Below are 26395 nucleotides of genomic sequence, written 5' to 3'. Positions count from 1 at the left end.
TGTATATGCAAGCTTGTAGTAAACTATTTGCAAATACAGTTTACAAGTTACCGTAAGTTAATGAATTTAGAAAAATTACAAATTGCCCAACAAGACTTTTTACGTGTTTACCCGCAAGGTTTTCAAGACGAAAAAATGCTTGAGCTGAGCAAAAAACACCGAGTAGACAAAATGACAGACTTTGTTTTAGATGTGTTTTCCCGTGATCAATTTAACTTACCTGCACGTATTTTAGAAAACTGGGCCAAAACCGTAAGCCGCTCGTCTATGGTTTCTACCTTTGAAAAACCTAAATTCAAAAACATGTTAAATGATTTATCAGCTCATGAAAAAGAATTAATGGTCAACGGCTTGTACGAACAATTACATGGTGATGCACAAGCTGGCTTTAACGCCCAGTTGGATATTTTAAAGCAGTACAAATTAGCTAAATGGTCATTAATATCGGTTGTACCTGCCTACTTTAAACCACAGGAAGAAGTGTTTATAAAACCCACCACAGCTAAAGGCGTGATCAAATTCTTTGAATTGCCAAACTTAACTTACAAGGCAACACCAAGTTGGGAATTTTACTGTGAATACCGCCAACAAGTATTGTCTATGATGAACTTTGTGGATAAACAACTCGCGCCAAATACCCCAGCTTTTTGCGGCTTTTTAATGATGAGCCTGCCGGGTTCATAAGTAGCTCCTCCGACAAAAGCACAATTGCAGACACAAAAAAGGCCAGCAATGCTGACCTTTCATTAATAACTCTCTAGCCTTACAGTTTTATCGCTTTATAGCTTTATAGCCTTAAAGCCCTAAAGCCTTACCGCTTTTTAAGCTAACTTACTCAAACACAGCATCAATATCCAACAATTCAATATTCTTAGCTGGAATGGCTAGCTTGTAATCTTGAATGATTGCATCTTCGTCTGTTAACGCTTTTGGTTTATCAGAGTTGTATTTTAATGGTGAAGACTGTTCTTGGCTTAAACGCTTAACCATATCTTTACCGTCTGCTGTAATGAATACGTAATGCATGTTTTCGCTTTGTAAGTTTTCAGTAATTACGCGGTTCACATCTTCAACAGTTAATGAATTTAGCTGACTTGTTACATAAGCGCCAAATTCACCAATGCCGTAGAAAGCACTGTCCATTGCATAACCAAGTTGCTTGTCTTGGCTTGCAACTAACTGAGGTACATAGTTTATTAAAAAGTTACGTGTGGCTTCAAAATCTTCTTTGCTTAGTCCGTTTTTAATCAATTGGTCTAATTCGTATTGAGCTACACGAGTAGCAAAATGTGCGTCGTTATTGGTACGTAATGGACGGATCCAAATTTGGAAAATCTGTTCGCTACGTCCCAAGTTTGCATTTGGTTTTGTAATAAACATGCCTCTTGGGAAATATTCAATGTAAGAATAATCACCGTAGTTCATGCCACGTACTTCACGGATACGTTTAAACAAGTGTGCATTACTGCTTCTGTGCTCACCAAAGTAAGAACGTACTAACCACAATGCAGCCCAGTCTTTATTGCTACGAGTAATGTCGATTGGAAAACCAAAGCTAACGGCTGTTGATTTAGCTGACTTTTCAATAACGGTAGCGTGACGCCCTTTTAACATTGGCGCATCAGCGATAGTTAAGCGTTTTGATTCACCCACGTTTAACTTTGTTAAATCTGCTAACAACGAGGCTTTTACGTCTTCTGGTAATGCACCAGAAATACCTACATTTAAGTTAGACTGAGTAAAGTGTGCCGCATAAAACTGTTTTACGTCATCTAGGGTAATTGACTCAAGATCTGATAAATCACCATAGTTATAATTACCGTAAACATGTCCTTTGTATAATTCTTCGTACAACACTTCTTTACCTAACTCTTCGTCATTAGACGCTTTAAGGCCAGATTTAATGCCGTCTATTTGCTCTTTTTTGATACGTGTAAAGTCGTCTTCTCTCCAACCAGGATTTAACAATTGTTCACTTACAATGTCATACCAAACTTGCGCTTTGTCTTTGTGAACTCGGCCTTGGAAAGAGATCATTTCTTTGTCTACTTGCACACCAAAACTACCTGCAATTGGGTATAACGCGGTTTTGATCTCTTTATAAGAACGAGAAACACTGCCGCCGTTGGCGATCATATTAGCCGTTAATGCTGCTAATCCTTTTTTGCCTTCAGGATCTGCCGCTGCACCGGTATAAAATAATAAATTCACATCAACTAGTGCTGACTTGCTTGATTTATCTAATACAGTAAATACGCCTGCTGCTTTTGGTTTTTTCAGTTCAGCAACTGCATTTTCTAAACTTACTTCTTGTTCGAAGCCAGTTACCTTATCTAACGCAGACATAGTTACCGTTGTACGTGAAGTATCCACAAAGTATTTATTAGCAATATTACGGATATCTTCTGCCGTTACTTTATCTAAAGAAGCATATAACTGATTTAACAATTCTGGGTCACGCTCAAAGTGCATATAACGCGCTAACGTGTCAGCAATAGATTTTGAAGAATCCAAGCCTTTAGCAAAGCTATATTTAAGGTTTGATTTAAGATCCGCTAATTTTTTAGCGTCCACCAGCTCAACTCTAGCTTTAGCGTATGTATTGTTAATGGCATCACGTACAACAGATAAGTTTTCTTGTTTATCTACTTTTATAAATACATGTAGTAAACCTGCATCTTTGGTTTCTGGATTGTAGGTAAACATTTGGCTAGCGATTTGTTTATCTACCACTAACTCTTGGTAAATTTCTGAGTTGCTAGAGAAATAAAGCTCAGATATTAAATCTAATGTGGCTCTGTCTTTTTTAGCAGGTTCAAACGCCGCGCCTTTATAAGACACCAATAACCAATGTCCTGGTAAACCTTCCGATACTTTATGTTGGTATAACGCTTTTTCTTGTTTAGGTTCAGCTGGAACGTTAGAAACGTAATCGCCTTTTTTCCACATGCCCCAGTATTTTTCAACTAGCGCTAACGTCTCGTCTGCGTTTACATCACCTGTGATGATCAAAGACACATATTCTGGTTTATAAAAGCGCTCAAAGAATTGTTGGCCGTACGCCATTTGATCTGGCATGGCTTCAATATCTTTAAAGAAGCCCATTGTAGTGTGGCTATACGTGTGAGTATCAAACGCTTTGTCACGTACCGTAGATAATAATTGGCGAACTGGGCTGGCGTTATTTTTTAAATATTCGCCTTTAACCGTTAACGCCTCTGTACGGAACTCTTCTTCTGTGTAACTTAAGTTTTGAAAGATATCCGCTTGGATTTCTAATACTTTTTCTAAATGCTGCTTAGAAAAGTTTAGGTTGTAGTTAGTGTAATCGTTGGTGGTATAAGCACGATTATCCACACCCGCATTTTTGTAAATGTCGCCATATACATCTTGTGGGAATTTTTCAGAGCCTTTAAACATCATATGTTCAAAGAAATGAGCAAAACCTGTTTTACCATCTTCCACTTCATCACGAGAACCAACAGAAACTGGAATTTGTAGTGACACAACATCTGGATAATCCGTTGGCACTATCATGACTTTTAAGCCATTTGGTAGAGTTTCTAAAACGTAATCTTGCGAGAAGATCTTTTGCTCAGTATTTACGTCACTCTTGTCTGTAGCAGCGTCTTGCCCAGAGCAAGCTGTTAACGCTACTAAAAAAGTTAAACCCGCGGTTAATAATCGAAATGTCATCTTGTTTCCTTTGAATATTATAATTTTTATTTTTGACTGTTTTGTGAAGTTAAATCCAAGCCAAAAACTTGAGCGTAATAATGCCTATAACCAAAGCATTTGGCGAGTATTTACGGTAAATGAACGGGATTTTGGTTTTAGTTTCAGAGATATATGAACTTCATTTTGATTATTTTTAATATTCATAATAAGGTAACTGCCTAAGTTAAAGGAAATATTGCAACCCCTGTACTGTAAAATATAAATAATCCGATAAAACAAGGATGCGTTCTATGTCAAATATACCTCTATATCCATCTAGCCCAGATAATGTTCCTGAAAGCTTAACCCGAGCTAAAATCAGCTATAAACGACAAGCTTGGTTGGCCATGATTGGTTTAACGGTTTTTATGTTGTTCTATCTGAGTCTAGCTGCATGCTTTGGCTGGATTGTTTATGTCAATATAATTGAAATGATAGATGGCAATATTACGTTTGCTAATATTTTGGTTACCTTGATTTCCTCTTTATTAACAATATTCATGGCCAAATCATTATTCTCAGTCCGAAAATCAGGGAATGTTAGGGGTGTAGAAGTCACTCCAAAACAAGAACCTAAATTATTTGATTTTCTGCATACCTTAGCGGATGAAATTGGTGCTCCGAGACCACACAGAGTATTTATTACTGCAGATGTTAATGCCGCTGTATTTTACGACTTATCATTAATTAATATGTTTTTCCCTTCTAAAAAGAATTTAATTATTGGCTTAGGCCTTGTCAATGTCGTTAATTTAGGTGAGCTTAAAGCGATACTTGCACATGAGTTTGGTCATTTCTCTCAAGGCTCAATGATGGTTGGTAGATGGGTTTATATTGCACAACAAATTATTGGTCACATGGTTGTTACCAGAGATTGGCTTGATTCTGCTGTTCGTTTTATATCTAAGATTGATATACGTATTGCTTGGTTAGGTTGGCTACTTGGTTTAGTGATTTGGTCTATTCGCTCACTAATGGATAGTCTATTTCGTCTTGTTGTTATTGCAGAGCGAGCATTAAGCCGAGAAATGGAATTTAATGCCGATTTAGTAGCTGTATCGGTAACCGGTAGCGATGCTCTCATTAATGCATTATATAAGCTACAATCTGCGGATGCTGCCTGGCAAGCTACGATTGACGTAGTTAATATTGAAGTGCGTAAGGGAAATTTGATTAATGATTTATTTAGTGCACAAAAATCTGCGATTAAATCTCTTGCCCTAGTACTAAATGATGATGGGTTTGGTGTCGTTCCTGAAGCAGAAGGGGATAATGTTAGCCAACATCGTATCTTCTCTAAAAACATGGCTCGTCCTCCGCAAATGTGGTCAACGCATCCACAAAATAGTGACCGAGAAGATAACGCTAAAAAAGTATATATCTCAAGTAACATAGATCAGCGAGAGTCTTGGTTGGTTTTTTCCGATCCTAAACAACTACGCCAAACAGTTAGCCATAGTTTTTACCATTCTGACAACATAACTCAAATGACTGTAGTATCCGCAGAACAAGTAGTTAGCCAATCTTATAGCCAAGCGTCTTATCTACCCAAATATCGTGGTACCTACTTAAATCGAAGCCCTGTTCGGCTGTTCAATAACGTTGATGAAATATTAAATACTGCAAATTTAACTGTTCCTCCTAATGAATCTATACTGTCACTTTATCCAGAATCACTTACCGAACATCTTAAATTAGCCAGAAATTTAGATCTAGAGAGAAGTACATTAAAAGACTTAGCATCAGGTAAATTTAAACCGTCTGGTGGCGTTATTCGTCATCGTGGAAATGAATTAAATAAAGCAGATATTCCTGATGCAATACAAGAGATTGAAATTGAAAGAGCCGCAGTTGCTGATATATTAAAAGTACATGATGCTAGTTGTCGTGTAGCCCACCTACAAGCTGCAAAAGAATGCAGTGAAGGCTGGGAAAGTTACTTAAAGTCTTTACTTCAGTTACTTCATTGTAGTGAGCACCTGCAAGCAAAAGTCAATAATGAATTAGCTCTGTTAGTTAATACTTGGCAAGTTATTACAGCTGATAAAAAAATAGGCTATTTTGAAAAGCGCCGTATTATTAAAGTATGTGAGCATGCACAGAAAGAACTTCGCCAAATATCAAGCTGTGCGGGAAAAATTGTACTGCCTGATGCTGTTATTAGCGCTACGGGGTATGACGACTGGGCTAACAAATACCCTAATTTCTCAATGTTGAATGTAAGTAAAAAAAATTGGAAATCATGGTGTGAAAGCGCTAGCAAGCAGATGAATAACTTAATTTACACTTTAGGTGCAATAAAGTCTGCAACATTAGAAGAGCTAATTATTAGCGAGGATAAAGTAGCACAACAATTACTCTGTAGTATTGAACTCGATGCTGCTCCAATAGCTGGAAATAGTCCTACTGAATATCCAACTTTATTAATCGGTGATGAACATAAACTTCAACGAAAGTTGGATTTATGGAATCGATTTCAATTGGCTCATGGTTTTTTTCCTTCAACACTTCGTTTGATTGTCTCATTAGGTGTCGTAGCGGGGACTGTTTATATTGGCCTTATCCGAGCCTGATAAAAAAGAAACAACTTATTCATGATATACCTTTGATTATCCAGAGGGGATTGCACTTGACACTGTCTATAACCGCGCTTTAGTTATAGACCCTCATTTACGCGCTCTGGTGGCTATTGACCTTGCCACAGGAGAGCGAGCAATGAGCAGAAAATAGGATAGAGATATTAGGATAATATCACTTCAGGATGAAATTATTTAACCGTTATTAGTCTAGTTAGCATCAACTAAACACTCTGCCCTGCAGCCCAGCCGCATGCCCATGCCCATTGGAAGTTGTAGCCGCCTAACCAGCCGGTTACGTCTGTAACTTCGCCTATAAAATATAAGCCTTTTACGTCTTTGCATTCCATGGTTTTTGAGGATAATTGATCTGTGTCCACACCGCCTAATGTTACCTCTGCAGTTCTATAACCTTCTGTGCCGTTTGGTTTTACTTGCCAGTTGTTAATGGTGTGAATTAAGCCGTCAAACTCTTTATGATCTAGTTGTTTTAATGGTTTGTCGGTAATTTGTTTTGACTCTATTAAGGCTTCTACAAAACGTTTTGGTAACCATAATGCCAAAGTGTTTTTTACGCTTTGATTTGGGTGATTTTCTCTTTGCTGCGTTAGTTCTGCTGTTAAGTCTATATTGGGTAGTAAGTCTATACTTACTGCTTCTCCCGCTAGCCAGTAGTTAGATATTTGCAATACCACAGGGCCTGATAATCCACGGTGAGTAAATAACATGTCAGCGGCAAAGCTGGTTCCGTCTTTCGACTCAATTCTGGTTGGGATACTTACGCCAGATAAGTCTTGGTATTTTTCTTTATCATGGTCATGCAAAGTAAAAGGCACTAAACCTGCACGAGTTGGTAATACGGACAAACCAAACTGCTCTGCCACTTTATAACCAAATGGTGTTGCGCCAAGTTTTGGCATAGATAAGCCACCGCAAGCGATAACTAACGATTCACAGGTATAGTTAAGTTGGCTAGTTTTAATTTGGTATTTGTCGCTCGTTTTTTCTATGGCTAAAATGTCAGTGCGTAATTGGATTTTTGCGCCTGCCTCTTGGCATTCACTAACCAGTATATTCACGATATCTTTGGCGCTGTCGTCACAAAACAGCTGGCCAAAATCACGCTCATGGTAGGCCACATTATATTTGGCTATTAAGCCTAAAAAGTCCCATTGGGTATAACGGGACAAAGCAGATTTTACAAAGTGTGGGTTACTGCAAATATAGTTACTTGGCTCAACATCCATATTGGTGAAATTACAACGACCGCCACCAGAGATAAGGACTTTTTTACCAGCCTGTTTGGCGTGATCTAACACTAAAACATTTCTGCCACGATATCCTGCCTGTGCAGCACACATTAATCCTGCGGCACCTGCGCCAATAATAATTACATCAAAATGTGTGTTAGCCATAAAAGTAAAATACCGAATATTATAAATCAGGCGTAATTTTCCCTTATATCAGTGCGCTTAACAACGAATACTTATGCTAATAATTGATAACCACAAATAAACAAACTGAGAAATTCAGCAATTATTGAATATTTATATTTATTTAAGGGTTTTAACTAATTGCGCTCGCCTTGTACTTGTATGTAAAATATGCGGCCTGTTACTTGTTGACTACCTAATTAAAAATGAAATTTCTTAATTATATTATTGTATTTATTTTGCTCTTTACTGCGCCTTTCTCGTTCGCGCGCTTGGTCGATGAAAATAGTTTGTATAAACTTGAGCCATTACTTACCGATACAACATTAAATATCAATGCAGAATTTGGTGCCTTATTTACCACAGGCAACACTGAATCTACTTCTATTCTTAGTAAGTTAGCACTCGATTACGAAATGGATAATTGGCGCCATAAATACACATTTGAATCTCTTTTTATACAATATGACCAAATCGATAGCGAAACCAATAAACGAACCTCAGTAACCTCGGACGAAAGATATACCCTCAATGCTGAAGGTTATTACAAAATAACAGACACTAAATCAGCCTTAATATTCTGGGGTAATGAATTTGATAGATTTGGACAATACAGATCTATTTCTTCACTGGTTGTGGGTTACAACTTTAGAGCTATAGATGGCAGTTTAATAAAATTAGACGTCAATGTTGCACCCGGTTATACCTTTATTGAATCTGATAACGGGTCAACGGAGAGTGCCCCTGTAGTACGTGGTTCTGCTATCTATAGTTGGAGAGTCAGCCGTACTTCTCGTTTTACTCAAAATGTCACTTTTGAAACTTCTAGCATCAATACACGTGTTGTTATGGAAAGTGCATTGACAGCAAAAATTCACGGTTCCATGCTAATGAAAGTGAGCTATCAAGCAACGTCAGATGATGATGTTGATGATGGTACCGCCAATTTTAATACACAAACATCGGTAACCTTAGTAGTAAACTTCTAATTCAAATACACTTTTTTAATTGTTAAAAAAATTTATTTATAAAATAATTTCCCTTTGAGCTAACTTTTTTAAATAACGATCTATACTCTGCGCTGAACAAACACATCTTTTTTAATATTTTTACATATACATAGGTACATTATGAAATCTACATTGTTGTGCACTGCACTAACATCCTCTTTACTATCGTTTAATTCATTCGCTGAAGAACCAGCCCCAGTTGACGATTCATGGAAAATTGCTGCAGAGCTTGGTTTATTGATCACAACTGGTAACACTGAATCTTCATCTATATTCACAAAAATCTCAGCTGCTCACCAGAAAGATTCATGGAAACAAAAATATACATTTAATACGTTAGTTAAAAAAGATGAGTTAACAGATGATGATGGCAGTACATATACTGAAGACACAGCCAATCAATACGCATTAACAGGTCAGGGCGATTATCTTCTTGGTGAGTTTTCTGCTGCATTTCTTTTTGGTAGCTACACCAATACTGAATTTAGTAGTTATAAGCAATATACAACGGTAGCTGCTGGTTATAGTTTCAGAGCAATACATGACGACGCTCTTTCTTTAGACTTAAACATTGGTCCGGGTTTTACAGAAACTGAAACGCAAGATGGCGTTACAGAAAGTGGCGCGATTGTAAGGGGATCACTTGCATTAGTATGGGATATTTCTAAAAACGCAAGATTTGAACAAAACGTCAGTGTTGAATCTGGTGAGGCTAATACTCGTACTATCGCTGAATCAGCTTTAGTTTCTAGCCTTAACGAAACAATTAAAATGAAATTTGGTTTTGCCCTAACTACGGATACTGATGTTCCTGAAGGTCTAGAGAAAACAGATACTGAAACTTCTGCAACTATCATAGTAAGTTTCTAAATCTGATTAGAACTGCTGTAAGTAATGTATTTACTATTAGAGCCTAAGCATATTTGTTACCGGCTCTACTGTACATTACTCAATTATACTCGGTGTTAGTTGCTAAGATTAACACCGCATTATTTCCCTATACTCCTTTACCTCTTCTCTTAAAACGCCAATAAATATAAAAAGATCTATCTCATAGTAAAAAGTCATATCCAAGTTAATTCTCAGATAACCCTTATTTTAAAGGGGGTTAAGTCTTATATAACAAAATAGAATAAATATAAGCATTTAGATACTTTATAGTATATGGCTAGACTCTTACAATCCGTACATTGTAAATTATCCGTATTAAGCCCATGAGCCCTGCACAACTTATACAACAAATGAATCAAGCTGCTTCGCCTTTATCTGCGCAGCAAGTGAGCGACCTACAAAAATTGGTCAGCACCTTAGATCCTATCCAACAAGCTTGGATAAGTGGTTATTTAGCCGCGAGCGCAAATGCAGGTTCACCAAGCAATCAAGTTGCAGGCATTGCCTCTCAAGCAACTGAAGCATCTGTGTTAACCATTTTATATGGTTCACAAACCGGTAATGCTAAAGGCGTGGCTAATCAATTGAAAGCCCAAGCTGAATCTCGTGGCTTAGCGGTTAAATTAGTTAACATGGCTGATTTCAAACCAAATCAACTTAAAAAAGAAAAATTCATAGCGATTGCCGTATCTACTTACGGTGAGGGTGAACCACCAGAAGATGCAGAAAACCTACATGAGTTTTTAAGCTCTAAAAAAGCGCCTAAATTAGACGGTGTAAAAGTAGCTGTTATTGGTCTTGGGGACTCAAGTTACGAATTTTTCTGCCAAACCGCTATCGACTTTGAAGAAAAATTAACAGCCCTAGGCGCTCAAGCTATTGTGCCTCGTGCAGAGCTTGATGTTGATTATGACGATGCAGCTGCAATATGGATAAGTAGTGCAGTAGATGCATTTGAACCTGACTTAAAAGCAAGCCAACAAAGCGGCCAAGTAGCGCCTGTTGCCGGAACATCAGTTTCTGCTCAAACAAGCCAATACAGCAAGAAAAATCCTTTTGCTGCCGAATTATCGGTTGTGCAAAAAATCACTGGTCGAGATTCAACGAAAGATGTCCGTCATGTGGAAATTTCATTAGAAGACTCAGGTATTACTTACCAAACTGGTGATGCATTAGGTGTTTACTTCTTAAATGATGAAAACCTAGTTGATGAATTATTAAAGCAAGTTGAATTAACAGGTACAGAAAACGTTACCCTTGGTAATGAAACATTATCGGTACGCCAAGCATTAATTGAAAAATTAGAGCTAACTCAATCTTATCCTGGCTTTGTAGAAAAATACGCACAAGCAACTAACAACGCTGAGTTATTGAAAATTGCAGAAGATAAAGCCGCGCTTCGTGAATATATAGAAGCACGCCAAATCTTTGATGTTATAGCTCAAAACCCAGCAAAACTAGATGCTCAAGTATTAGTTGATTGCGCTCGTAAATTACAAGCTCGTTTATATTCAATTGCCTCTAGCCAAACTGAAGTTGAAGAAGAAGTACATTTAACCGTTGGTTTAGTTGCATTTGATGCCTTTGACAGCGAGCACTTAGGTGGTTGTTCAGGTTACTTAGCGCGTCGTGCTGAAGAAGGTGCATCGGTTAAGGTTTTTGTTGAACACAACGACAATTTCCGTTTACCAAGTGATGATAATACGCCAATGATCATGGTAGGCCCAGGTACTGGTATCGCACCATTTAGAGCATTTTTACAAGAACGTGATGCGCGTGGCTCAGAAGGTAAGAACTGGCTATTTTTTGGTAATCCAAACTTTACTCAAGACTTTTTATATCAAGTGGAAGTTCAAGGTTATGTGAAGTCTGGTTTGTTAACAAATGTCGACTTAGCATTCAGTCGTGACCAAGCTGAGAAAATTTACGTACAAGACCGTCTACGCGAGCAAGGTGCTGGAGTATTTGCATGGTTAGAACAAGGTGCTCATTTTTATGTATGTGGTGATGCAAATCACATGGCAAAAGACGTACACCAAGTATTGCTAGATATTGTAAAAGCCCACGGCGGTAAAAACGATGAACAAGCTGAGCAATACTTAAAAGATTTGCGCAGCACTAATCGTTATCAGAAAGATGTTTATTAAATCGTTTTGCCTGTAGCTAAAACGCCAAAGACAACAGAATTTAGGAAAGAACGTGAGTAATAAAATAGATAACACTGAATTTAAGAAAAACAGTAAACACGATCCAGATGCAAAATTTGCTGATAACGAACGCTTAAAAGGCCAAAGTAACTTTTTACGCGGGACAATTGAACCTGATCTTGGCGATCAATTAACGGGTGGTTTCACAGCAGATAACTTCCAACTGATCCGTTTTCACGGCATGTATCAGCAAGATGACCGAGATATTCGACCAGAACGTGCTAAGCAAAAATTGGAACCGCTACATAATGTAATGTTACGCGCACGTATGCCTGGCGGAATTATCAAACCAGAACAATGGTTAGCAATAGACAAATTTGCTGATGATAAAACGTCTTACGGCAGCATTCGCTTAACCACACGTCAAACGTTTCAGTTTCACGGTGTATTAAAGCCGCATATTAAAGGCATGCACCAAATGCTAGATGGCGTTGGTATCGACTCAATTGCAACCGCTGGTGATGTTAACCGTAATGTACTTTGTACAGCTAACCCGGTGCAGTCTGAGTTACATCAAGAAGCTTATGAATGGGCTAAGAAAATATCTGAGCATTTGTTACCAAAAACTAAAGCCTATGCTGAAATTTGGTTAGACGGTGAAAAGTCTGAGACAACTGAGGAGCCAATTTTAGGTTCTACTTATTTGCCTCGTAAGTTTAAAACCACAGTCACTATCCCACCGGATAACGAAGTGGATATTCATGCAAATGACTTAAACTTTGTGGCTATTGCTGAAGACGGTAAGTTAGTTGGTTTTAACGTATTAGTCGGTGGTGGTTTGGCCATGACTCATGGCGACGTAAACACTTACCCACGTAGAGCTGATGACTTTGGTTTCATCCCTGCTGAGCATACATTGGCGATTGCTGAACATGTTGTATCTGTACAGCGTGATTGGGGTAATCGTTCTAATCGTAAAAATGCGAAAACCAAATATACATTAGATAACTATGGCGTTGCAGCATTTAAAGCTGAAGTTGAAGCTCGCTCTGGTGTGAAATTTGAAGACAGTCGTCCATTTGAATTTACTCATCGCGGCGATCGTATTGGTTGGGTTGACGGCATTGATGGCAAACATCATTTAACTTTGTTTATTCAAAGTGGTCGTATTTTAGATTACCCAGATAAAACACTGAAAACTGGTTGTCGTAAAATTGCAGAAATTCACCAAGGTGATTTCCGCATGACGGCAAACCAAAATTTAATTATTGCGGGTGTACCTGCAGATCAAAAAGACATCATAGAAAAAATTGCTCGTGAGCACGGTCTAATTGACGACAGTCACACTGAGCAACGTAAAAATTCTATGGCGTGTGTGTCTTTCCCAACTTGCCCATTAGCAATGGCAGAAGCTGAACGTTATTTGCCAACCTTAGTTGAGCAAACAGAAGCGTTACTTGCTAAACATGACATTGCTAACGACAACATAATTTTACGTGTTGTTGGTTGTCCAAATGGTTGTGGCCGTGCAATGTTGGCTGAAATTGGTTTAGTTGGCAAAGGACCTGGTAAATATAATGTGTATTTAGGTGGTAACCGTCAAGGTACTCGAGTACCAAAACTGTATTTAGAAAACGTATCGGAAGATGTATATCTAGCGGCATTCGACGAGCTTATTGGCTTATGGGCGAAAGATCGCGTTGAAGGTGAATGCTTTGGTGACTTTGTGATCCGCAAGGAAATTGTCGCTGAAGTGAAAGTCTCAAAAACTGACTTTCATGCCTAACAAATTAGGGCTGTTATCAGCTCCTTTTAGGAAATAAATTATGACTAAAGCCATTGATAAGAATACTGGTATTACAAAACAAAGGGCTGAGTTGCTAACAAACCTTGAGGAAATTAATGCGGTATTAACCCCGCTTACTGCCGAGCAACGTGTTGCTTGGTGTGTAGAAAATTTACCCGAGCAAATTACATTATCATCTAGCTTTGGTATTCAAGCTGCGGTTATGTTGCACATGGTCACGCAAGTTAAACCAGATATTCCAGTGATTTTAACCGACACGGGTTATTTATTTGACGAGACTTATCAATTTATTGATCAACTAACTGAACGTTTAAGCCTTAACTTGAAGGTGTATCGCTCTGCGTTAACTCCTGCATGGCAAGAAGCTCGTTTTGGAAAACTTTGGGAAAAAGGTGAAGCTGGTTTAAAACAGTATAATCAAATGAACAAAGTTGAACCTATGAATCGTGCGCTTGAAGAGTTGGATGTTGGTGTTTGGTTTAGTGGTATTCGTGCTGGGCAGTCAAGCAGCCGCGCGAATAAAAATGTGACTGAGTACAGTTTTATTCGCGGTGATGATAAACCAGTTCTTAAAGTACATCCTATTTTGGAATGGACCAATAAAGACATTTATCAATATTTGCAAAAACATGACTTACCTTACCATCCACTATGGGAAGAAGGTTATGTGTCTGTTGGTGACAAGCAAACAACACGTAAGCTTGAACCCGGTATGACAGAAGAAGAAACACGATTTTTTGGTCTCAGTCGTGAATGTGGTTTGCATGAAAATGTAGCCGGTGGCGGTATTTAGCATGAAGAGTCAGCCTACTTCTTTTAACTTTAATAGTAATAATATTGCTCAGCCGAGCAGCCAATTAAACCAGACTAATAGTCAGGTTTTCTTAGTTGGTGGCGGTCCCGGTGATCCTGACTTATTAACCATTAAAGCTTTAAGAATAATGCAAACGGCTGACGTTATTGTATATGACGCCTTAATTACTGACGAAATTTTATCTTTGTGCCGTCAAGACGCTGAGTATATTTCAGTTGGTAAAAAAGCAGGAAATCACACCTTACCGCAAGAACAAATAAATCAGCTCCTTGTTGATCTAGCTAAAACAGGCAAAGTGATTTGTCGCTTAAAAGGCGGCGATCCTTATATTTATGGCCGCGGTGGTGAAGAAGCTCAACTGTTAGCAAAAAACAATATTGCTTACCAAGTTATTCCGGGAATTACCGCAGCAGCAGCGTGTTCTGCAGCAGTTGGTATTCCGTTAACGCATAGAGATTATGCTCAGTCATTGCAGTTTGTAACGGGTCACCTTAAAAAGGCGACTGACACAAGTTCGGATACAAATTGGCAGTCTCTGGCAAGTGCAAACCAAACCTTAGTCATTTATATGGGTATTATTCAAAGCCCTGAAATCAAAAGCCAGTTAATCAAACATGGTCGTGCAGCCGATACACCGGTAGCGATTATTGAAAAAGGCACAAGACCGGATCAAAGAGTAGTAATTGGTACATTAAATACCTTAGATGAATTAGTGCAAACTCACCAAATTGGCTCACCTGCATTGATCATTGTGGGGGAAGTTGTGAATTTATATGAACAATTGAATAATGGACTAGCGGATCAACACGCCGAACAAGAACTTGCGCGATTAGCCATTGAAGCTCAAATAAACGCAGCTCAAATAAAAGCAAAACAAGAGCAGGCTGCATAAGCCACTAGAATCAAGTGTTACGCTATCATCGATAATTCTTACTCGACTATTCATTTACTCTAGAGCTGTATATTGCATATGCTAAGGCTAACAATAAACAAATTCCTGCTGGGACAGATAAAGCATAAAACTTCATTAGCGCAAATAAATACGCACCACAAACTCCGCCTAAAATAAAACCAAGAATGATTAATAAGAACAATAATGCTTTGCGGCTATCAAAGTCTTCACCTTTTAATTTTAAGCCAAGCATAATGCCTAAATCGGTAAAGATTCCGGTGACATGTGTGGTGCGAACAACGGCGCCACTGTATCGGGTTGCTAACGCATTTTGTAAACCACAAGCGGCAGATGCTAGATAATGACCAAACAAGGAATCGTTAGTTAAGAAGTAAATAGTTCCTAACAATAAACCAGCTTCCAAAAGTAATAAACTACTGTAATTCCGCCCTAGCTTTAGTGCTCCGCCATGGAGGAAATAGCCAGAAACCGCAGAACCAATTAAGAAACTAACAAGAACAATAACTAAGTGCAGAACATCAAATATGGAGGAGTTTACAATCCCAGTACCAACAAGCGTGGTGATACCAGACAAATGAGAGATTGCCTGATGTTTAAAACCTAACAAACCAATAGAGTTAACTAACCCAGCAACTAAAGCCAGTAAAAATGAACCGTATTCTACCCAACGGGGTAACTTTGAAATCACAGTATTCCTCCATTAATAAGTGCCTAAATAAAATACCTCTCACTGAGTCTTAGCTATTGCGCTAGCTCTGGTATTTATTTAAGAACTCTAGCCGGATTGCCACACTATCACCAAAGCTTTTTGTTACTACGGCACCAGATGCAACCACACATTATTGCCAATTCCACGCCTGGGTTTAATTTCACTAGTCAACGTTTAGATCTTGGCTCCAATATCTCTGCATTTCTAGGTACAAAAATGAAGCAGTCCATGTGATTAACATAAGTCCGGTTAATGACTCAATTCCAGTTAAATATCGTAAAGGACCATGAGGTTCAATATCACCAAAACCAACGGTAGTGTAAACCGTGAATGAAAAATACACACAATCCATAAGCTGGCCATTAACATTTCCAACCAAATGCCCCCATCCTTCGGTTATATCCATCCAATAAAATGCGATGCCAAAAATCCAGATTTCTATTACATGTGCGACTAACGCACCAAAAACGCCAAAGACAATTCTAAAGCTATGTTTCACATGCATTTTGGGGAGAAACTTAACGATACGATATAGAAATTGATAATGCACAAGTACAACAATCACGATCACTAAACAATTTATAAAAAATACTGAAAACATTATTGCCAACTTAATTTAACTAAAAGGTAAGGAAAGCTTAAATCACCAATCACGTTTATGCGTATAGGGTCTCAAACATATTAATTATGCTTAATTTAAAAACTAGCCTTTTGTCGGACGTTTCCAGCCATCAATATTACGCTGTTTACCACGGGCAATGGCCAAACCATTTTCAGCTACGCCTTTAGTAACTGTTGAACCTGCGGCGACAAAACCATTTTCTTCGATACAAATTGGAGCCACTAATGTTGAGTTAGTACCTATAAACGCATTGTCTTTAATTTCTGTTTTAAACTTATTTACGCCATCGTAATTAGCTGTGATCACGCCAGCACCAATATTAACGCCACGGCCGATAGTTGCATCGCCTAAATAAGAGAAGTGGTTTGCTTTAGAGCCTTCACCTAATGTCGATTTTTTCATTTCAACAAAGTTGCCAACTTTGGCTTTATTGCCAACAATAGCCGCTGGACGTAAACGAGCAAATGGACCAATTTGAGCATACTCACCAACTTGTGCCTGGTCTATTAAGCAATTGGCTTCAATCACAGTGCCATCACCAATAGTGCAATCTTTAAGTACATTGTTAGGGCCGATTTTTACATTATTACCAATAACAACAGTGCCTTCAAATACAACGTTAACGTCTATTTCAACGTCTTGTCCTACGGTTACATTCCCTCTAACGTCAACTCTTGCAGGGTCACGCATGGACGCGCCGGCTAACATTAAAGTTTCAACTTCACGGCGTTGGTATTCACGTTCTAATGTGGCTAATTGAACACGGTTATTTGCACCTTCAACTTCTAATGCTGTGTCAGGGTGTGCAGTTTCAATAGCAAAACCTGCTTTATGTGCCATTGCGATAACGTCTGTTAAGTAGTATTCACCTTGGGCATTGTCGCTGGATAAATTAGCTAACCAGTCTTTTAATAACTTTCCGTTAACTGCCATAATGCCAGTGTTAACTTCATCAATTTCAAGCTGTGCTGGGTTTGCATCTTTTTGTTCAATAATACCAACCACTTTGCCATTTTCACGGACAATGCGGCCATAACCTGATGGGTTATCTAATTTAACCGTTAATAGCGCAATACCTTGTTCAGGTTTTATCGCCAATAAACGTTGTAATGTGGATGTTTGGATAAGAGGTACGTCACCGTACAAGATAAGTATTGTGCCTGAGTCTGGCATAAAATTGTCTGCTACTTTTACTGCGTGACCTGTACCAAGTTGCTCAGCCTGTAATGCCCAATGCACTTTATTGCTGCTTAATGCTTGCTGTAATTGTTCGCCACCATGACCATAAACAACCGTGGTATTTTCAGAATTTAATTCTTTAGCTGCATCAATAACATGCTGTACCATAGGCTTGTTGGCAACTGGATGCAGTACTTTTGGTAAGCTAGACTTCATACGTGTGCCTTTACCGGCGGCAAGAATTACAACAGATAAACTCATTTTATTTTTCTCATATCCTTTTAAAATCAAAGCTATTATAAAGGCTGTAATAAAAATAGGCAGTTCTTTTTAAAAGAAAAATTTGTATAAAACGCAAAGAGTAATATATGTCAGAAAAAATATTGGTTTCAGCTTGTTTATTGGGTTATCCAGTACGGTACGACGGGAAAAGTACGCCGCTAAAAAACTTAGCTTGGTTACAGCAATTACAACAACAAAACCGTATCGTGATCATATGCCCTGAACAAGAAGGTGGATTGCCAACGCCAAGGGATCCAGCGGAACGTCAACAAGATAAAGTAATAACAATAACTGGCCAAGACGTGACTCAAGAATTTGATATTGGTGCACAAAAAGCATTAGATTTGTGCCAACAACATGATATTAAAATTGCACTATTAAAAGCCAACAGCCCAAGCTGTGGTAATCAAAAAATTTACAATGGCCAGTTCAACAATACCTTAATAGTAGGGCAAGGTATGACTGCCGAGTTACTTAGCAAACATAGTATTAAGGTGTATTCAGAGCTTGAAATTGAGCAGTTAATGCAAGCTATAAAAATAAATAGAACTTAAATCAAACCCAATTTTCCGTAACATAAAGTAGCGAGGCCAAAAATGTCATATCAAGCAAAACTAGAAAAAGCACAAGCAGAGTTAGCGAAAACCGGTATGCGTGAGTCTAATTATAATCCGCCAATATTTGTTCAATTAAGAAAGTTAGGACTCAAAATCAAACCAGTCCAATACAATAGCTTTATTAAAAACTTCACTTTTTCAGCAGTCTTTTTTGGCTTAATTTGGGGCTTATTGATGTGGTTTACAACTTGGAGTACTAATCGTTTACCAATAGTAAATGCCGTTGTGACTAGTATTGTTGCTGGTATATTATTTGGTTTAATAATGGCTCTGTATTATAAAAGAAGCGCTGCTAAACATAAGTTAAGCAAGTGGAAAGATTTATAATTTTCAAATGTATTTAACTAATATTTATAGTAAAAACTAATTTTATTGCGGCGTATAAATGTAATAGCTGCGTATAATCAAAACATACAAATACACCAAATAAGATAGGGTTCTTAAATGCCATCCGACATCAAAACATGTGTTTTTTGCATTGCCTCACCAGAGTTAACGGCCGATATTTTGCAACAAACTGAGTATGAGCACCCAAGTGTTAAAGAAGAAGGGTTTATGCACTTGTGTCAACCTCACCAAGTCAGCGAAGTTGTAAATGCCTTTTACCCTGAAGAGACTGACTTAAAATTATTGGTTATTGATGTCAGTTTACTTAATGCCGAACTTATCTATGAAGGTGCGGTTGGAGACTTTAATGATGATGATTTGGTCAGTGCCTTTTTCAGCACAGAGTCATTCCCGCATTTATATGGTGCGTTAAATGTAGATGCTATTGTCGATGTGGTAGATGTAAGCAGGTTTAACCAAAAGCCAATCCATCCAGATACGGTTGCTATGCTGCGACATTACCGTTTTGAACGACTCCCAGTAGAAGGTACTTTATTTAAAAGTACTTGGCGGGCTGAGCAAAAATCTATAGATAAAGGTCCAGCAGGAACTGCGATGATCGGCCTTTATGCTAATGAACCAGAAAGTGTGTCGTGTTTTCATAAACTGGATTTTGATGAAGTTTGGCATGTTTACGGTGGCGATACATTTACCCTTTATTTGCTATACCCAGATGGAACAACAGAAGATGTTGTTATGGGCTCAAACATAGCAGAAGGTGAGCAAATCCAATATGTGATCCCTGCGGGTGTCTGGCAAGCTGGCTGTCTAAATGAAGGTGGAAGATACGCATTATTTGGTTGCACTATGGCACCAGGGTTTACCGGAACATGTTTTGAAGCAGGTTTAGCCGATGAACTAATTAAACAGTACCCTAATAAAACCGACATCATTAAAAAATTATCGGTAAACGAGCATGAAACCACAATGCCCCAAGGTTTTGCTAATTAAGAGTGCTTTGCTAGTTAATACTTTTATTAGTTCGATATATGACAAGTTGTAGTACTGAGGCGAATTAGCTACTACAACTTATAGACAGCTCTTTGCCCCAATTGGGCGGTGTTTGTGCGTATTGTTCAAATTCTGGTTGTTCGTCAAAAGGCTGTTTTAACACTTCAAATAAGCTTTCTAACTCTGCATTATCACCCGCTTCTGCGGCTTTAATTGCTTGTTGGGCCAAGTAATTTCGTAAGATGTATTTTGGATTTACCGCTTTCATTTTTTGCATTCTAACTTGCGTGTCATCTTTTTCTAATAACAAACGGTGTTTGTATTTTTCTAGCCACTTACTCGCAGCCGCTCTATCAATAAAATGATCAATTATGCTGGCATCATTACTACCGTCGTAATTTGACAATAAACGCCAAGAATTAGTGTAATCGCGTTTATCTTTTTGTAATAACCCCAACCACTCACCTAATAAAACCTGATCGCCTTTATCATTTTTTGATAAACCTAATTTATGACGCATTAGGCCTGAGTATTCATTAACTAAAATAGGTTCATATTGCGCTAAACATTCCACTAGCTGATCTTTGCTTAGTAAAGATGAGAATGCATGACCTAGTGCCTTTAAGTTCCACAAACCAACACCTGGTTGTTCGTCAAAGGCATAACGTCCATTATAATCTGAATGATTACAAACATGCTTAGAGTCAAAGTCATCTAAAAATCCATACGGACCAAAATCAAAGGTAATACCCAAAATCGACATATTATCTGTGTTCATCACCCCGTGACAAAATCCAAACGCTTGCCACTTGGCAATTAACAGGGCGGTTGATTTCACTACATTCTCAAAAACAGCTAACGCTTTATCTTGTATGGTTAATGATTCTGATTTTAATGACCCCAATTGCAAAACATCACTGTAAGTATAATCCACCAGCGACTCGAATAACTCAGTATCATTTTGATAAAACGCATATTCAAAATGACCAAAACGAAGATGACTCCGGCAAATACGAATAAGCCCAGCACCTTGCTCTAAGGTTTCTCGCTGAATACCTTCTGAGGTTTTAAATACGCCTAATGCGCGACTAGTTGGAATATTTAAATGATGTAAGGCTTCCGATGCTAAAAACTCACGAATACTACTGCGTAACACCGCTCGTCCATCACCTGAACGAGAATAAGGTGTTTGTCCTGCACCTTTTACATGAAGATCCCAACGGTTAGTGCTAATTTGTAACTCGCCTAATAATAAGCCTCGGCCATCACCTAAGTCTGGATTGTAATGGCCAAACTGATGACCTGTATATTTTTGTGCAAGGGGTTTAGCATTGGCTAGTGAACTATTTCCACTAAACCAATTTAAGTATTCACTATTGCTGAATACTGAATCAGGTAATTCCAATAACTCAGCGACTTCGTTACTTGTTATTACCCACTCAGGGTTTGGTAATTTAGTTGGTATAATAAAAGACGCAAGTTCGCCGACGTTATCTGCGTAAGTATGCTTTAGGTTTAGCTGTATTTTGTTGTCTGACATACTTTTCGCCCATGGCCTTAGCTTATTTAATTAATATAATTAGTATAAAAGGTTGATCTAACTTAATGAATAGAACGTTTATTACTATAAGATGGCAATTCTCTATTCGACATTACCTTAATAAATGCTAGTTTATAGTGAATAACATCTTATAAATTTAAAACTTACATTTGGAGTTTTTATGAAAAAATTATTACTTATCTCAACTGCCTTAATCGGCTCTTTTGCATTTAACGCAAATGCCGCAGATATTGCAGCAGGAAAAGCAGCTTCTGCCGTTTGTGGTGCTTGTCATGGTGCAGCGGGTATCAGCGCGATCCCTATGTATCCAAACCTTGCTGGTCAAAAAGAAGCTTACTTAGTTAAGCAATTAAAGGCATTTAAATCTGGCGAAAGAAAAGATCCTGTAATGACCGCAATGGCAATGCCGTTATCGGATGCTGATATCGCTAATGTTTCTGCTTATTTTGCTTCATTAAAGTAAACGGTCAAATTTGTACTAAATCAGTTCAAATTAAACTTACTACATAGCTTAAGTTTTCATAAAAATGTGCGATTTCGATTTGATATTGAAGTCGCATTTTTGTATCTGAAGCTATTGAGTGCAAACTCGGCTAATTGCCACCAGCCAAATGTTGTTCAATAACTTGTAAAAACGCTGTTCCATAACGTTGCAGTTTAGTTTCACCGACACCAGAAACCGCCAAAAAAGCTCTTGGATTCGTTGGTAACTTATTAGCCATATCTACCAAAGTTGCGTCCGAGAATACCACAAATGGTGGTACATCATGTTCTTGTGCGATAGATTTCCTTAAGCCTTTTAAACGAGCAAATAAGTGTTTGTCATAGTTCACTTTATTTGGTTTTTCATATAAATGCGTACGACCAATTCTTGGTACGGCTAAGCCTAATACTTTTTCACTTTTTAAATACGGACGAGCCAATTCTGTTAACAACAAACGGCTTCCTTGACTAATATCTTGCTCTACCAAACCTTGATGAATAAGCTGACGCATTATACTTAACCAGTATTCTTGGCTGTGGTCTTTACCTAAACCATACGTGCTTAATTTATCGTGCCCATGATCTTTAATTCTTACATTTTGGCTACCACGTAAAATATCTATAACATGACCAATACCAAACTGCTGTCCGCTACGATAAACACAAGATAAAGCTTGTTGTGCTAATAAAGTTCCGTCGAATGATTTTGGCGGATCCAAACAAATATCGCAGTTACCACAAGAGTCATTATTGTATTCATTAAAGTAATTGAGCAATACTTGTCTACGGCAGGTTTGCCCATCAGCCAAGGCAACCATGGCATTAAAGCGCTGTAACTCTACTTTGGCACGATCTTCATTTGGGTTGTCGTTAATAAGACGTTTTACTCTTGGCACATCGGCAGAGTCAAAAAACAGCAAACATTCTGCTGGTAAACCATCTCGGCCTGCACGGCCAGTTTCTTGATAATAATTTTCTATGGTTTTAGCTAAATCATAATGCACTACAAAACGAATATTCGGTTTGTTAATACCCATGCCAAAAGCAATGGTAGCAACCACAATTTGAATATCGTCACGTTGGAATTTATCTTGTACCGCCACTCTGTGAGAAGTATCCCAACCTGCATGATAGGCTTCAGCTTTAAAGCCTTTAGCTTGTAACTTAGCCGCAATATCGTCAACACGAGCACGACTAGAACAATATACAATTCCGCAATTATCTGACTGAGTACCTAAAAAAGTTAATAACTGATTTAACGGCTTAAATTTCTCTTCAATAGTGTATCTAAGATTTGGTCTGTCAAAACTACCCACATGAATATACGGGTCTTGCATTTGTAGTTGATAACTAATGTCGTAACGAGTGGATTTATCTGCGGTGGCGGTTAACGCCATAATCGGCGTGTTTGGAAAATTGGGCTTAATACAATGTAAGCGCAAATAGTCTTGCCTAAAGTCATGTCCCCAGTGGGATAAACAATGTGCTTCATCTATAGCGAACAAGCTCACGCCACAAAACTTAAGATGATCCATAAAACTAGGTTGTAACAAGCGCTCTGGCGATACATAAATTATTTTAACTTCGCCATGTTGTACTTGGTTAAGTACTTGAATTTGTTCTTGCCTGTCTTGTTGGCTATTAATAAACGCTGCGGCGATGTCTAACTCAAGCAGTTGATCTACTTGGTCTTTCATTAAAGATAATAACGGTGTCACTACTACGGTAATATGGCTTTGTAATAAAGCTGGGATTTGGTAACACAAACTTTTACCGCCACCTGTTGGCATTAACACCAAAGAATCTTTTCCTGACAAACAGGCGTCAATCACTTCTTGTTGGCCGTCACGAAATGACTCATAACCAAAGATTTGATTTAATAATGATAAAGGTGTGTTTTCAGGTAATGACAAAAGAAGTTAACTATTAATTTATGAAAGCCAATATGGCTATATTGTAGCATTGCTAAGCTATTTTCTGTGAAAGAAAAATTAATCTTATATAAGGCTTGTTTATCTTTTATTTTCTGTAATGCTGACCGTCATTTATTACATGTTAGTGCGAAATTAGAATAGTATAACTTCACTAACTGTCATTTCATTTACCCAGATAATCAAGAAGTAGATCCTAATGAATACAAACGCTAAACAAGGTGTACTTTTAGCTATTGCAGCTTACTTAATGTGGGGAGTAATCCCGGCTTATTTCAAGTTATTAAATTCAATGGTTCCAACGGAAATATTAATGCACAGGATCATTTGGTCTTCGTTGTTGTTAGTCATCATTATCTCGGTGAAAAAAAATTGGATACAAATTTCCAATATCCTTAAAAAGCCTAAAACTCTACTCATATTAATTGCCAGCGCATCAATTCTTGCCTTTAACTGGTGGTTGTTTATTTGGGCAATAAACAACAATCACCTGTTGGATGCCAGCTTAGGATATTACATAAACCCTTTATTAAACGTAGCCTTAGGTATGTTATTTTTGGGTGAACGGTTATCAAAATTACAATATGCAGCCGTTGCTTTAGCCTTTATTGGCGTGACTATTCAAGTGGTCACTTTTGGCTCATTCCCTGTGGTTGCCTTTGCACTTGCCATCTCATTCTCAGTTTATGGCCTTATCCGTAAAACTGTATCTGTAGACTCCGTATCTGGCTTATTAATGGAGTCATTGTTACTAACAATTCCTGCGGTAATATATTGGTGGTTTATGGTGCCAACTGACGCCAGCAACATGCTTAATAACAGCATAGGTTTTAACTTATTAATAATGGCCGCAGGTCTTATTACCACAGCGCCACTTTTATGTTTTGTTGCCGCAGCACGACGCTTAAATTACTCCACCATGGGCTTTTTCCAATACATAGGCCCAAGCATTATGTTTATGTTTGCTGTGTTTATTTATGGTGAAAAAGTTGGGGAAGATCGTTGGGTTACGTTCGGCTTTATTTGGATGGCGTTAATTATTTATTCCGTTGCCAGTATTTTGAAAATGAAAAAAGACCGAAGAATACAAACCAATAGGTAAACATGAACTATTATGTTTACTTACTTTAATGTGATTTATACGATTGCTTGCACAATGCTTACACATTCTCACATTAGGATGATAATGGCTATTTAATCAGGAGTTACCATTTATGAGTTCATCTTATAAGAAAAACACTATAACGTTATCGTCAGTCCTTATACTTACCTTAATGTTAGGTGGTTGTGGAAGCGACGATGACAGCGATACTACATCTGATGATACAACGACAACTGGATCGGACACAGTAGCCGATGCTACTGGTAACTACCAAAGTGCATTATTTGATACTGCAACGACATCAGAAGAGTTAGTAGACTGTACACTTGAAAATGGCAGCTCAACCACTTGTTATCAATTAACATTTAATTCCAATACCGTAGGTGACACTGAAGGTGAAGGTACTGTGGGTCCTTATTGTCCAGATACAATAACAACCGATCGTTCAGAGTCTGGTCTTGGTGTATATGACGGCGCTACTAATCCAGGCTTTCAATCTTTAGTAGACGCGGCTCAAGGAATGGATGCTGACGGATACGATATTGTCGATGAAGATGGCAACATCCGTATGAGCGACTTAACCCAAGGTAGTGAAGAAGAGGGCTTTAGCTACTGTTTGTCTGCTGGCTTTGACTCTACTTTAGAAGTTACCTTTTTAATTCCTGTTACTCCTGAATTAAGAAGTGAACCATACGAGCTAGGTACAATTGACAGTTTAGGTGTGGGTGTTAACGGCGTACCGCTTACGGCAAATCCACCTAGTGTAACCGTTGCAGAAGAAGGTGTTGGCGGAACTGGTAGCGGTAATATTCCAGCACTCGATCAATGTGGAGGACATCCAGATCCATCAGGTTATTACCATTGGCATTTTATTCCTCAATCTATTAACACGGTTTACGAGTCTGAAGATTACGACTTCACAGAACAATATGGTATTAGCTGTAGTAACTCATTTATAGATTATGATGAACCGACATCTTTTGCAGGGCTTGCCAAAGATGGTTATCCAATTTATGGCGCTTATGACTCAGTTGATGCTGTAGATACACTGCCAGATACAGTAGCAACGGTAGATGAATGTAATGGTCACAGTCACACAACTGATGAATTCCCTGATGGTGTGTATCACTACCATGCATTAGAAGGTGGCGCTCCAAATCTTCCACCTTGCTTAATGGGCAGTTTTGTCGACCGCAGTGTTACTGTGGAGTAAGTATCAATAAACAGTTCATAGTCTGGTGACTATGAACTACTTTTTTACTA

General features: G+C 38.2%; 20 protein-coding genes and 1 pseudogene. 14 read left to right on the top strand and 7 right to left on the bottom strand.

The window, feature by feature from the left end:
- The first annotated feature begins 27 nt into the window (after positions 1-27).
- Complete coding sequence (locus Q0940_RS02770; protein WP_299263560.1) at positions 28-684, top strand: hypothetical protein; 657 nt, start codon at positions 28-30, stop codon at positions 682-684.
- 147 nt (positions 685-831) lie between these two features.
- On the opposite strand, the gene Q0940_RS02765 is transcribed toward Q0940_RS02770, so the two are convergent.
- Positions 832-3696 carry a M16 family metallopeptidase gene (locus tag Q0940_RS02765; RefSeq protein WP_299263558.1) on the bottom strand — a complete coding sequence of 955 codons (2865 nt, stop codon included), beginning with the start codon at positions 3694-3696 and terminating at the stop codon, positions 832-834.
- A 272-nt stretch (positions 3697-3968) separates the two neighbouring features.
- On the opposite strand from Q0940_RS02765, the gene Q0940_RS02760 reads away from it, so the two are divergent.
- On the top strand, positions 3969-6290 hold the full coding sequence (locus Q0940_RS02760; protein WP_299263556.1) for a M48 family metallopeptidase: 2322 nt from the start codon (positions 3969-3971) through the stop codon (positions 6288-6290).
- A gap of 227 nt (positions 6291-6517) precedes the next feature.
- Here the strand turns inward: Q0940_RS02760 and Q0940_RS02755 are convergent, their stop codons facing one another.
- On the bottom strand, positions 6518-7708 hold the full coding sequence (locus Q0940_RS02755) for an NAD(P)/FAD-dependent oxidoreductase (RefSeq protein WP_299263554.1): 1191 nt from the start codon (positions 7706-7708) through the stop codon (positions 6518-6520).
- A gap of 308 nt (positions 7709-8016) precedes the next feature.
- Between Q0940_RS02755 and Q0940_RS02750 the strand changes: the two genes are divergently transcribed.
- The 6 genes and pseudogenes from Q0940_RS02750 to cobA all read left to right on the top strand — a co-directional run.
- Positions 8017-8715: a DUF481 domain-containing protein gene (locus tag Q0940_RS02750; RefSeq protein WP_299263552.1), complete on the top strand. Its 699-nt coding sequence runs from the start codon at positions 8017-8019 to the stop codon at positions 8713-8715.
- Positions 8716-8856: 141 nt separating this feature from the next.
- Positions 8857-9606 (top strand): DUF481 domain-containing protein, encoded by a 750-nt coding sequence (locus Q0940_RS02745; protein ID WP_299263550.1) that lies wholly within the window; start codon positions 8857-8859, stop codon positions 9604-9606.
- Positions 9607-9950: 344 nt separating this feature from the next.
- Positions 9951-11774, top strand: a complete 1824-nt coding sequence (locus tag Q0940_RS02740) for an assimilatory sulfite reductase (NADPH) flavoprotein subunit (RefSeq protein WP_299263548.1) — start codon at positions 9951-9953, stop codon at positions 11772-11774.
- 64 nt (positions 11775-11838) lie between these two features.
- The gene (gene cysI, locus Q0940_RS02735; protein ID WP_299263970.1) at positions 11839-13560 is read left to right on the top strand and encodes an assimilatory sulfite reductase (NADPH) hemoprotein subunit; all 1722 of its coding nucleotides are present in this window, start codon (positions 11839-11841) and stop codon (positions 13558-13560) included.
- Positions 13561-13600: 40 nt separating this feature from the next.
- A complete protein-coding gene (locus tag Q0940_RS02730; RefSeq protein ID WP_299263546.1) occupies positions 13601-14374 on the top strand; it encodes a phosphoadenylyl-sulfate reductase in 774 nt (257 codons plus the stop codon).
- Positions 14375-14456: 82 nt separating this feature from the next.
- Positions 14457-15287: pseudogene (gene cobA / locus Q0940_RS02725) on the top strand (uroporphyrinogen-III C-methyltransferase); the annotation flags it as partial.
- Between the two features lie 46 nt (positions 15288-15333).
- On the opposite strand, the gene Q0940_RS02720 reads toward cobA, so the two are convergent.
- The 3 genes from Q0940_RS02720 to glmU form a co-directional block, all read right to left on the bottom strand.
- Positions 15334-15996 carry a YoaK family protein gene (locus Q0940_RS02720; protein WP_299263544.1) on the bottom strand — a complete coding sequence of 221 codons (663 nt, stop codon included), beginning with the start codon at positions 15994-15996 and terminating at the stop codon, positions 15334-15336.
- 184 nt (positions 15997-16180) lie between these two features.
- Positions 16181-16618, bottom strand: coding sequence for a potassium channel family protein (locus Q0940_RS02715; protein ID WP_299263542.1), 438 nt, complete (start codon positions 16616-16618; stop codon positions 16181-16183).
- A gap of 102 nt (positions 16619-16720) precedes the next feature.
- Positions 16721-18079, bottom strand: a complete 1359-nt coding sequence (gene glmU / locus Q0940_RS02710; protein WP_299263540.1) for a bifunctional UDP-N-acetylglucosamine diphosphorylase/glucosamine-1-phosphate N-acetyltransferase GlmU — start codon at positions 18077-18079, stop codon at positions 16721-16723.
- A gap of 107 nt (positions 18080-18186) precedes the next feature.
- On the opposite strand from glmU, the gene Q0940_RS02705 reads away from it, so the two are divergent.
- The 3 genes from Q0940_RS02705 to Q0940_RS02695 all read left to right on the top strand — a co-directional run bounded on the left by Q0940_RS02705 (position 18187) and on the right by Q0940_RS02695 (position 20055).
- Positions 18187-18654: a DUF523 domain-containing protein gene (locus Q0940_RS02705; RefSeq protein ID WP_299263538.1), complete on the top strand. Its 468-nt coding sequence runs from the start codon at positions 18187-18189 to the stop codon at positions 18652-18654.
- Positions 18655-18696: 42 nt separating this feature from the next.
- On the top strand, positions 18697-19044 hold the full coding sequence (locus Q0940_RS02700) for a DUF6404 family protein (RefSeq protein ID WP_299263536.1): 348 nt from the start codon (positions 18697-18699) through the stop codon (positions 19042-19044).
- Between the two features lie 117 nt (positions 19045-19161).
- Positions 19162-20055 (top strand): cupin domain-containing protein, encoded by an 894-nt coding sequence (locus Q0940_RS02695; protein ID WP_299263534.1) that lies wholly within the window; start codon positions 19162-19164, stop codon positions 20053-20055.
- Positions 20056-20119: 64 nt separating this feature from the next.
- Here Q0940_RS02695 and Q0940_RS02690 read toward each other — a convergent pair whose 3' ends face one another.
- Positions 20120-21595, bottom strand: coding sequence for a protein adenylyltransferase SelO (locus tag Q0940_RS02690; RefSeq protein WP_299263532.1), 1476 nt, complete (start codon positions 21593-21595; stop codon positions 20120-20122).
- Between the two features lie 181 nt (positions 21596-21776).
- Between Q0940_RS02690 and Q0940_RS02685 the strand changes: the two genes are divergently transcribed.
- Positions 21777-22079, top strand: coding sequence for a cytochrome c (locus tag Q0940_RS02685; RefSeq protein WP_299263530.1), 303 nt, complete (start codon positions 21777-21779; stop codon positions 22077-22079).
- Positions 22080-22209: 130 nt separating this feature from the next.
- Here the strand turns inward: Q0940_RS02685 and recQ are convergent, their stop codons facing one another.
- Entirely contained in the window at positions 22210-24012 is a 1803-nt protein-coding gene (gene recQ / locus Q0940_RS02680; protein WP_299263528.1) for a DNA helicase RecQ, read from the bottom strand.
- A gap of 211 nt (positions 24013-24223) precedes the next feature.
- Here recQ and rarD point away from each other — a divergent pair, with 211 nt between their 5' ends.
- On the top strand, positions 24224-25132 hold the full coding sequence (gene rarD, locus Q0940_RS02675; protein WP_299263967.1) for an EamA family transporter RarD: 909 nt from the start codon (positions 24224-24226) through the stop codon (positions 25130-25132).
- Between the two features lie 112 nt (positions 25133-25244).
- Positions 25245-26345, top strand: coding sequence for a YHYH protein (locus Q0940_RS02670; protein WP_299263526.1), 1101 nt, complete (start codon positions 25245-25247; stop codon positions 26343-26345).
- The last annotated feature ends 50 nt before the right edge of the window (positions 26346-26395 follow it).

The sequence above is a fragment of the uncultured Psychrosphaera sp. genome (genome assembly GCF_947500655.1).
Classification (GTDB): Bacteria; Pseudomonadota; Gammaproteobacteria; order Enterobacterales; family Alteromonadaceae; genus Psychrosphaera.
The sequence above is the reverse complement of the archived record's forward strand: the minus strand, read 5'-3'. Positions and strand labels throughout refer to the sequence as shown.

Bases quoted from the DNA above. Each gene is read 5' to 3' on its own strand.
- Q0940_RS02765 (WP_299263558.1), bottom strand. From the start codon at position 3,696: ATGACATTTCGATTATTAACCGCGGGTTTAACTTTTTTAGTAGCGTTA.
- Q0940_RS02760 (WP_299263556.1), top strand. From the start codon at position 3,969: ATGTCAAATATACCTCTATATCCATCTAGCCCAGATAATGTTCCTGAA.
- Q0940_RS02755 (WP_299263554.1), bottom strand. From the start codon at position 7,708: ATGGCTAACACACATTTTGATGTAATTATTATTGGCGCAGGTGCCGCA.
- Q0940_RS02745 (WP_299263550.1), top strand. From the start codon at position 8,857: ATGAAATCTACATTGTTGTGCACTGCACTAACATCCTCTTTACTATCG.
- Q0940_RS02740 (WP_299263548.1), top strand. From the start codon at position 9,951: ATGAGCCCTGCACAACTTATACAACAAATGAATCAAGCTGCTTCGCCT.
- Q0940_RS02730 (WP_299263546.1), top strand. From the start codon at position 13,601: ATGACTAAAGCCATTGATAAGAATACTGGTATTACAAAACAAAGGGCT.
- Q0940_RS02715 (WP_299263542.1), bottom strand. From the start codon at position 16,618: ATGTTTTCAGTATTTTTTATAAATTGTTTAGTGATCGTGATTGTTGTA.
- glmU (WP_299263540.1), bottom strand. From the start codon at position 18,079: ATGAGTTTATCTGTTGTAATTCTTGCCGCCGGTAAAGGCACACGTATG.
- Q0940_RS02705 (WP_299263538.1), top strand. From the start codon at position 18,187: ATGTCAGAAAAAATATTGGTTTCAGCTTGTTTATTGGGTTATCCAGTA.
- Q0940_RS02700 (WP_299263536.1), top strand. From the start codon at position 18,697: ATGTCATATCAAGCAAAACTAGAAAAAGCACAAGCAGAGTTAGCGAAA.
- Q0940_RS02695 (WP_299263534.1), top strand. From the start codon at position 19,162: ATGCCATCCGACATCAAAACATGTGTTTTTTGCATTGCCTCACCAGAG.
- Q0940_RS02690 (WP_299263532.1), bottom strand. From the start codon at position 21,595: ATGTCAGACAACAAAATACAGCTAAACCTAAAGCATACTTACGCAGAT.
- Q0940_RS02685 (WP_299263530.1), top strand. From the start codon at position 21,777: ATGAAAAAATTATTACTTATCTCAACTGCCTTAATCGGCTCTTTTGCA.
- Q0940_RS02670 (WP_299263526.1), top strand. From the start codon at position 25,245: ATGAGTTCATCTTATAAGAAAAACACTATAACGTTATCGTCAGTCCTT.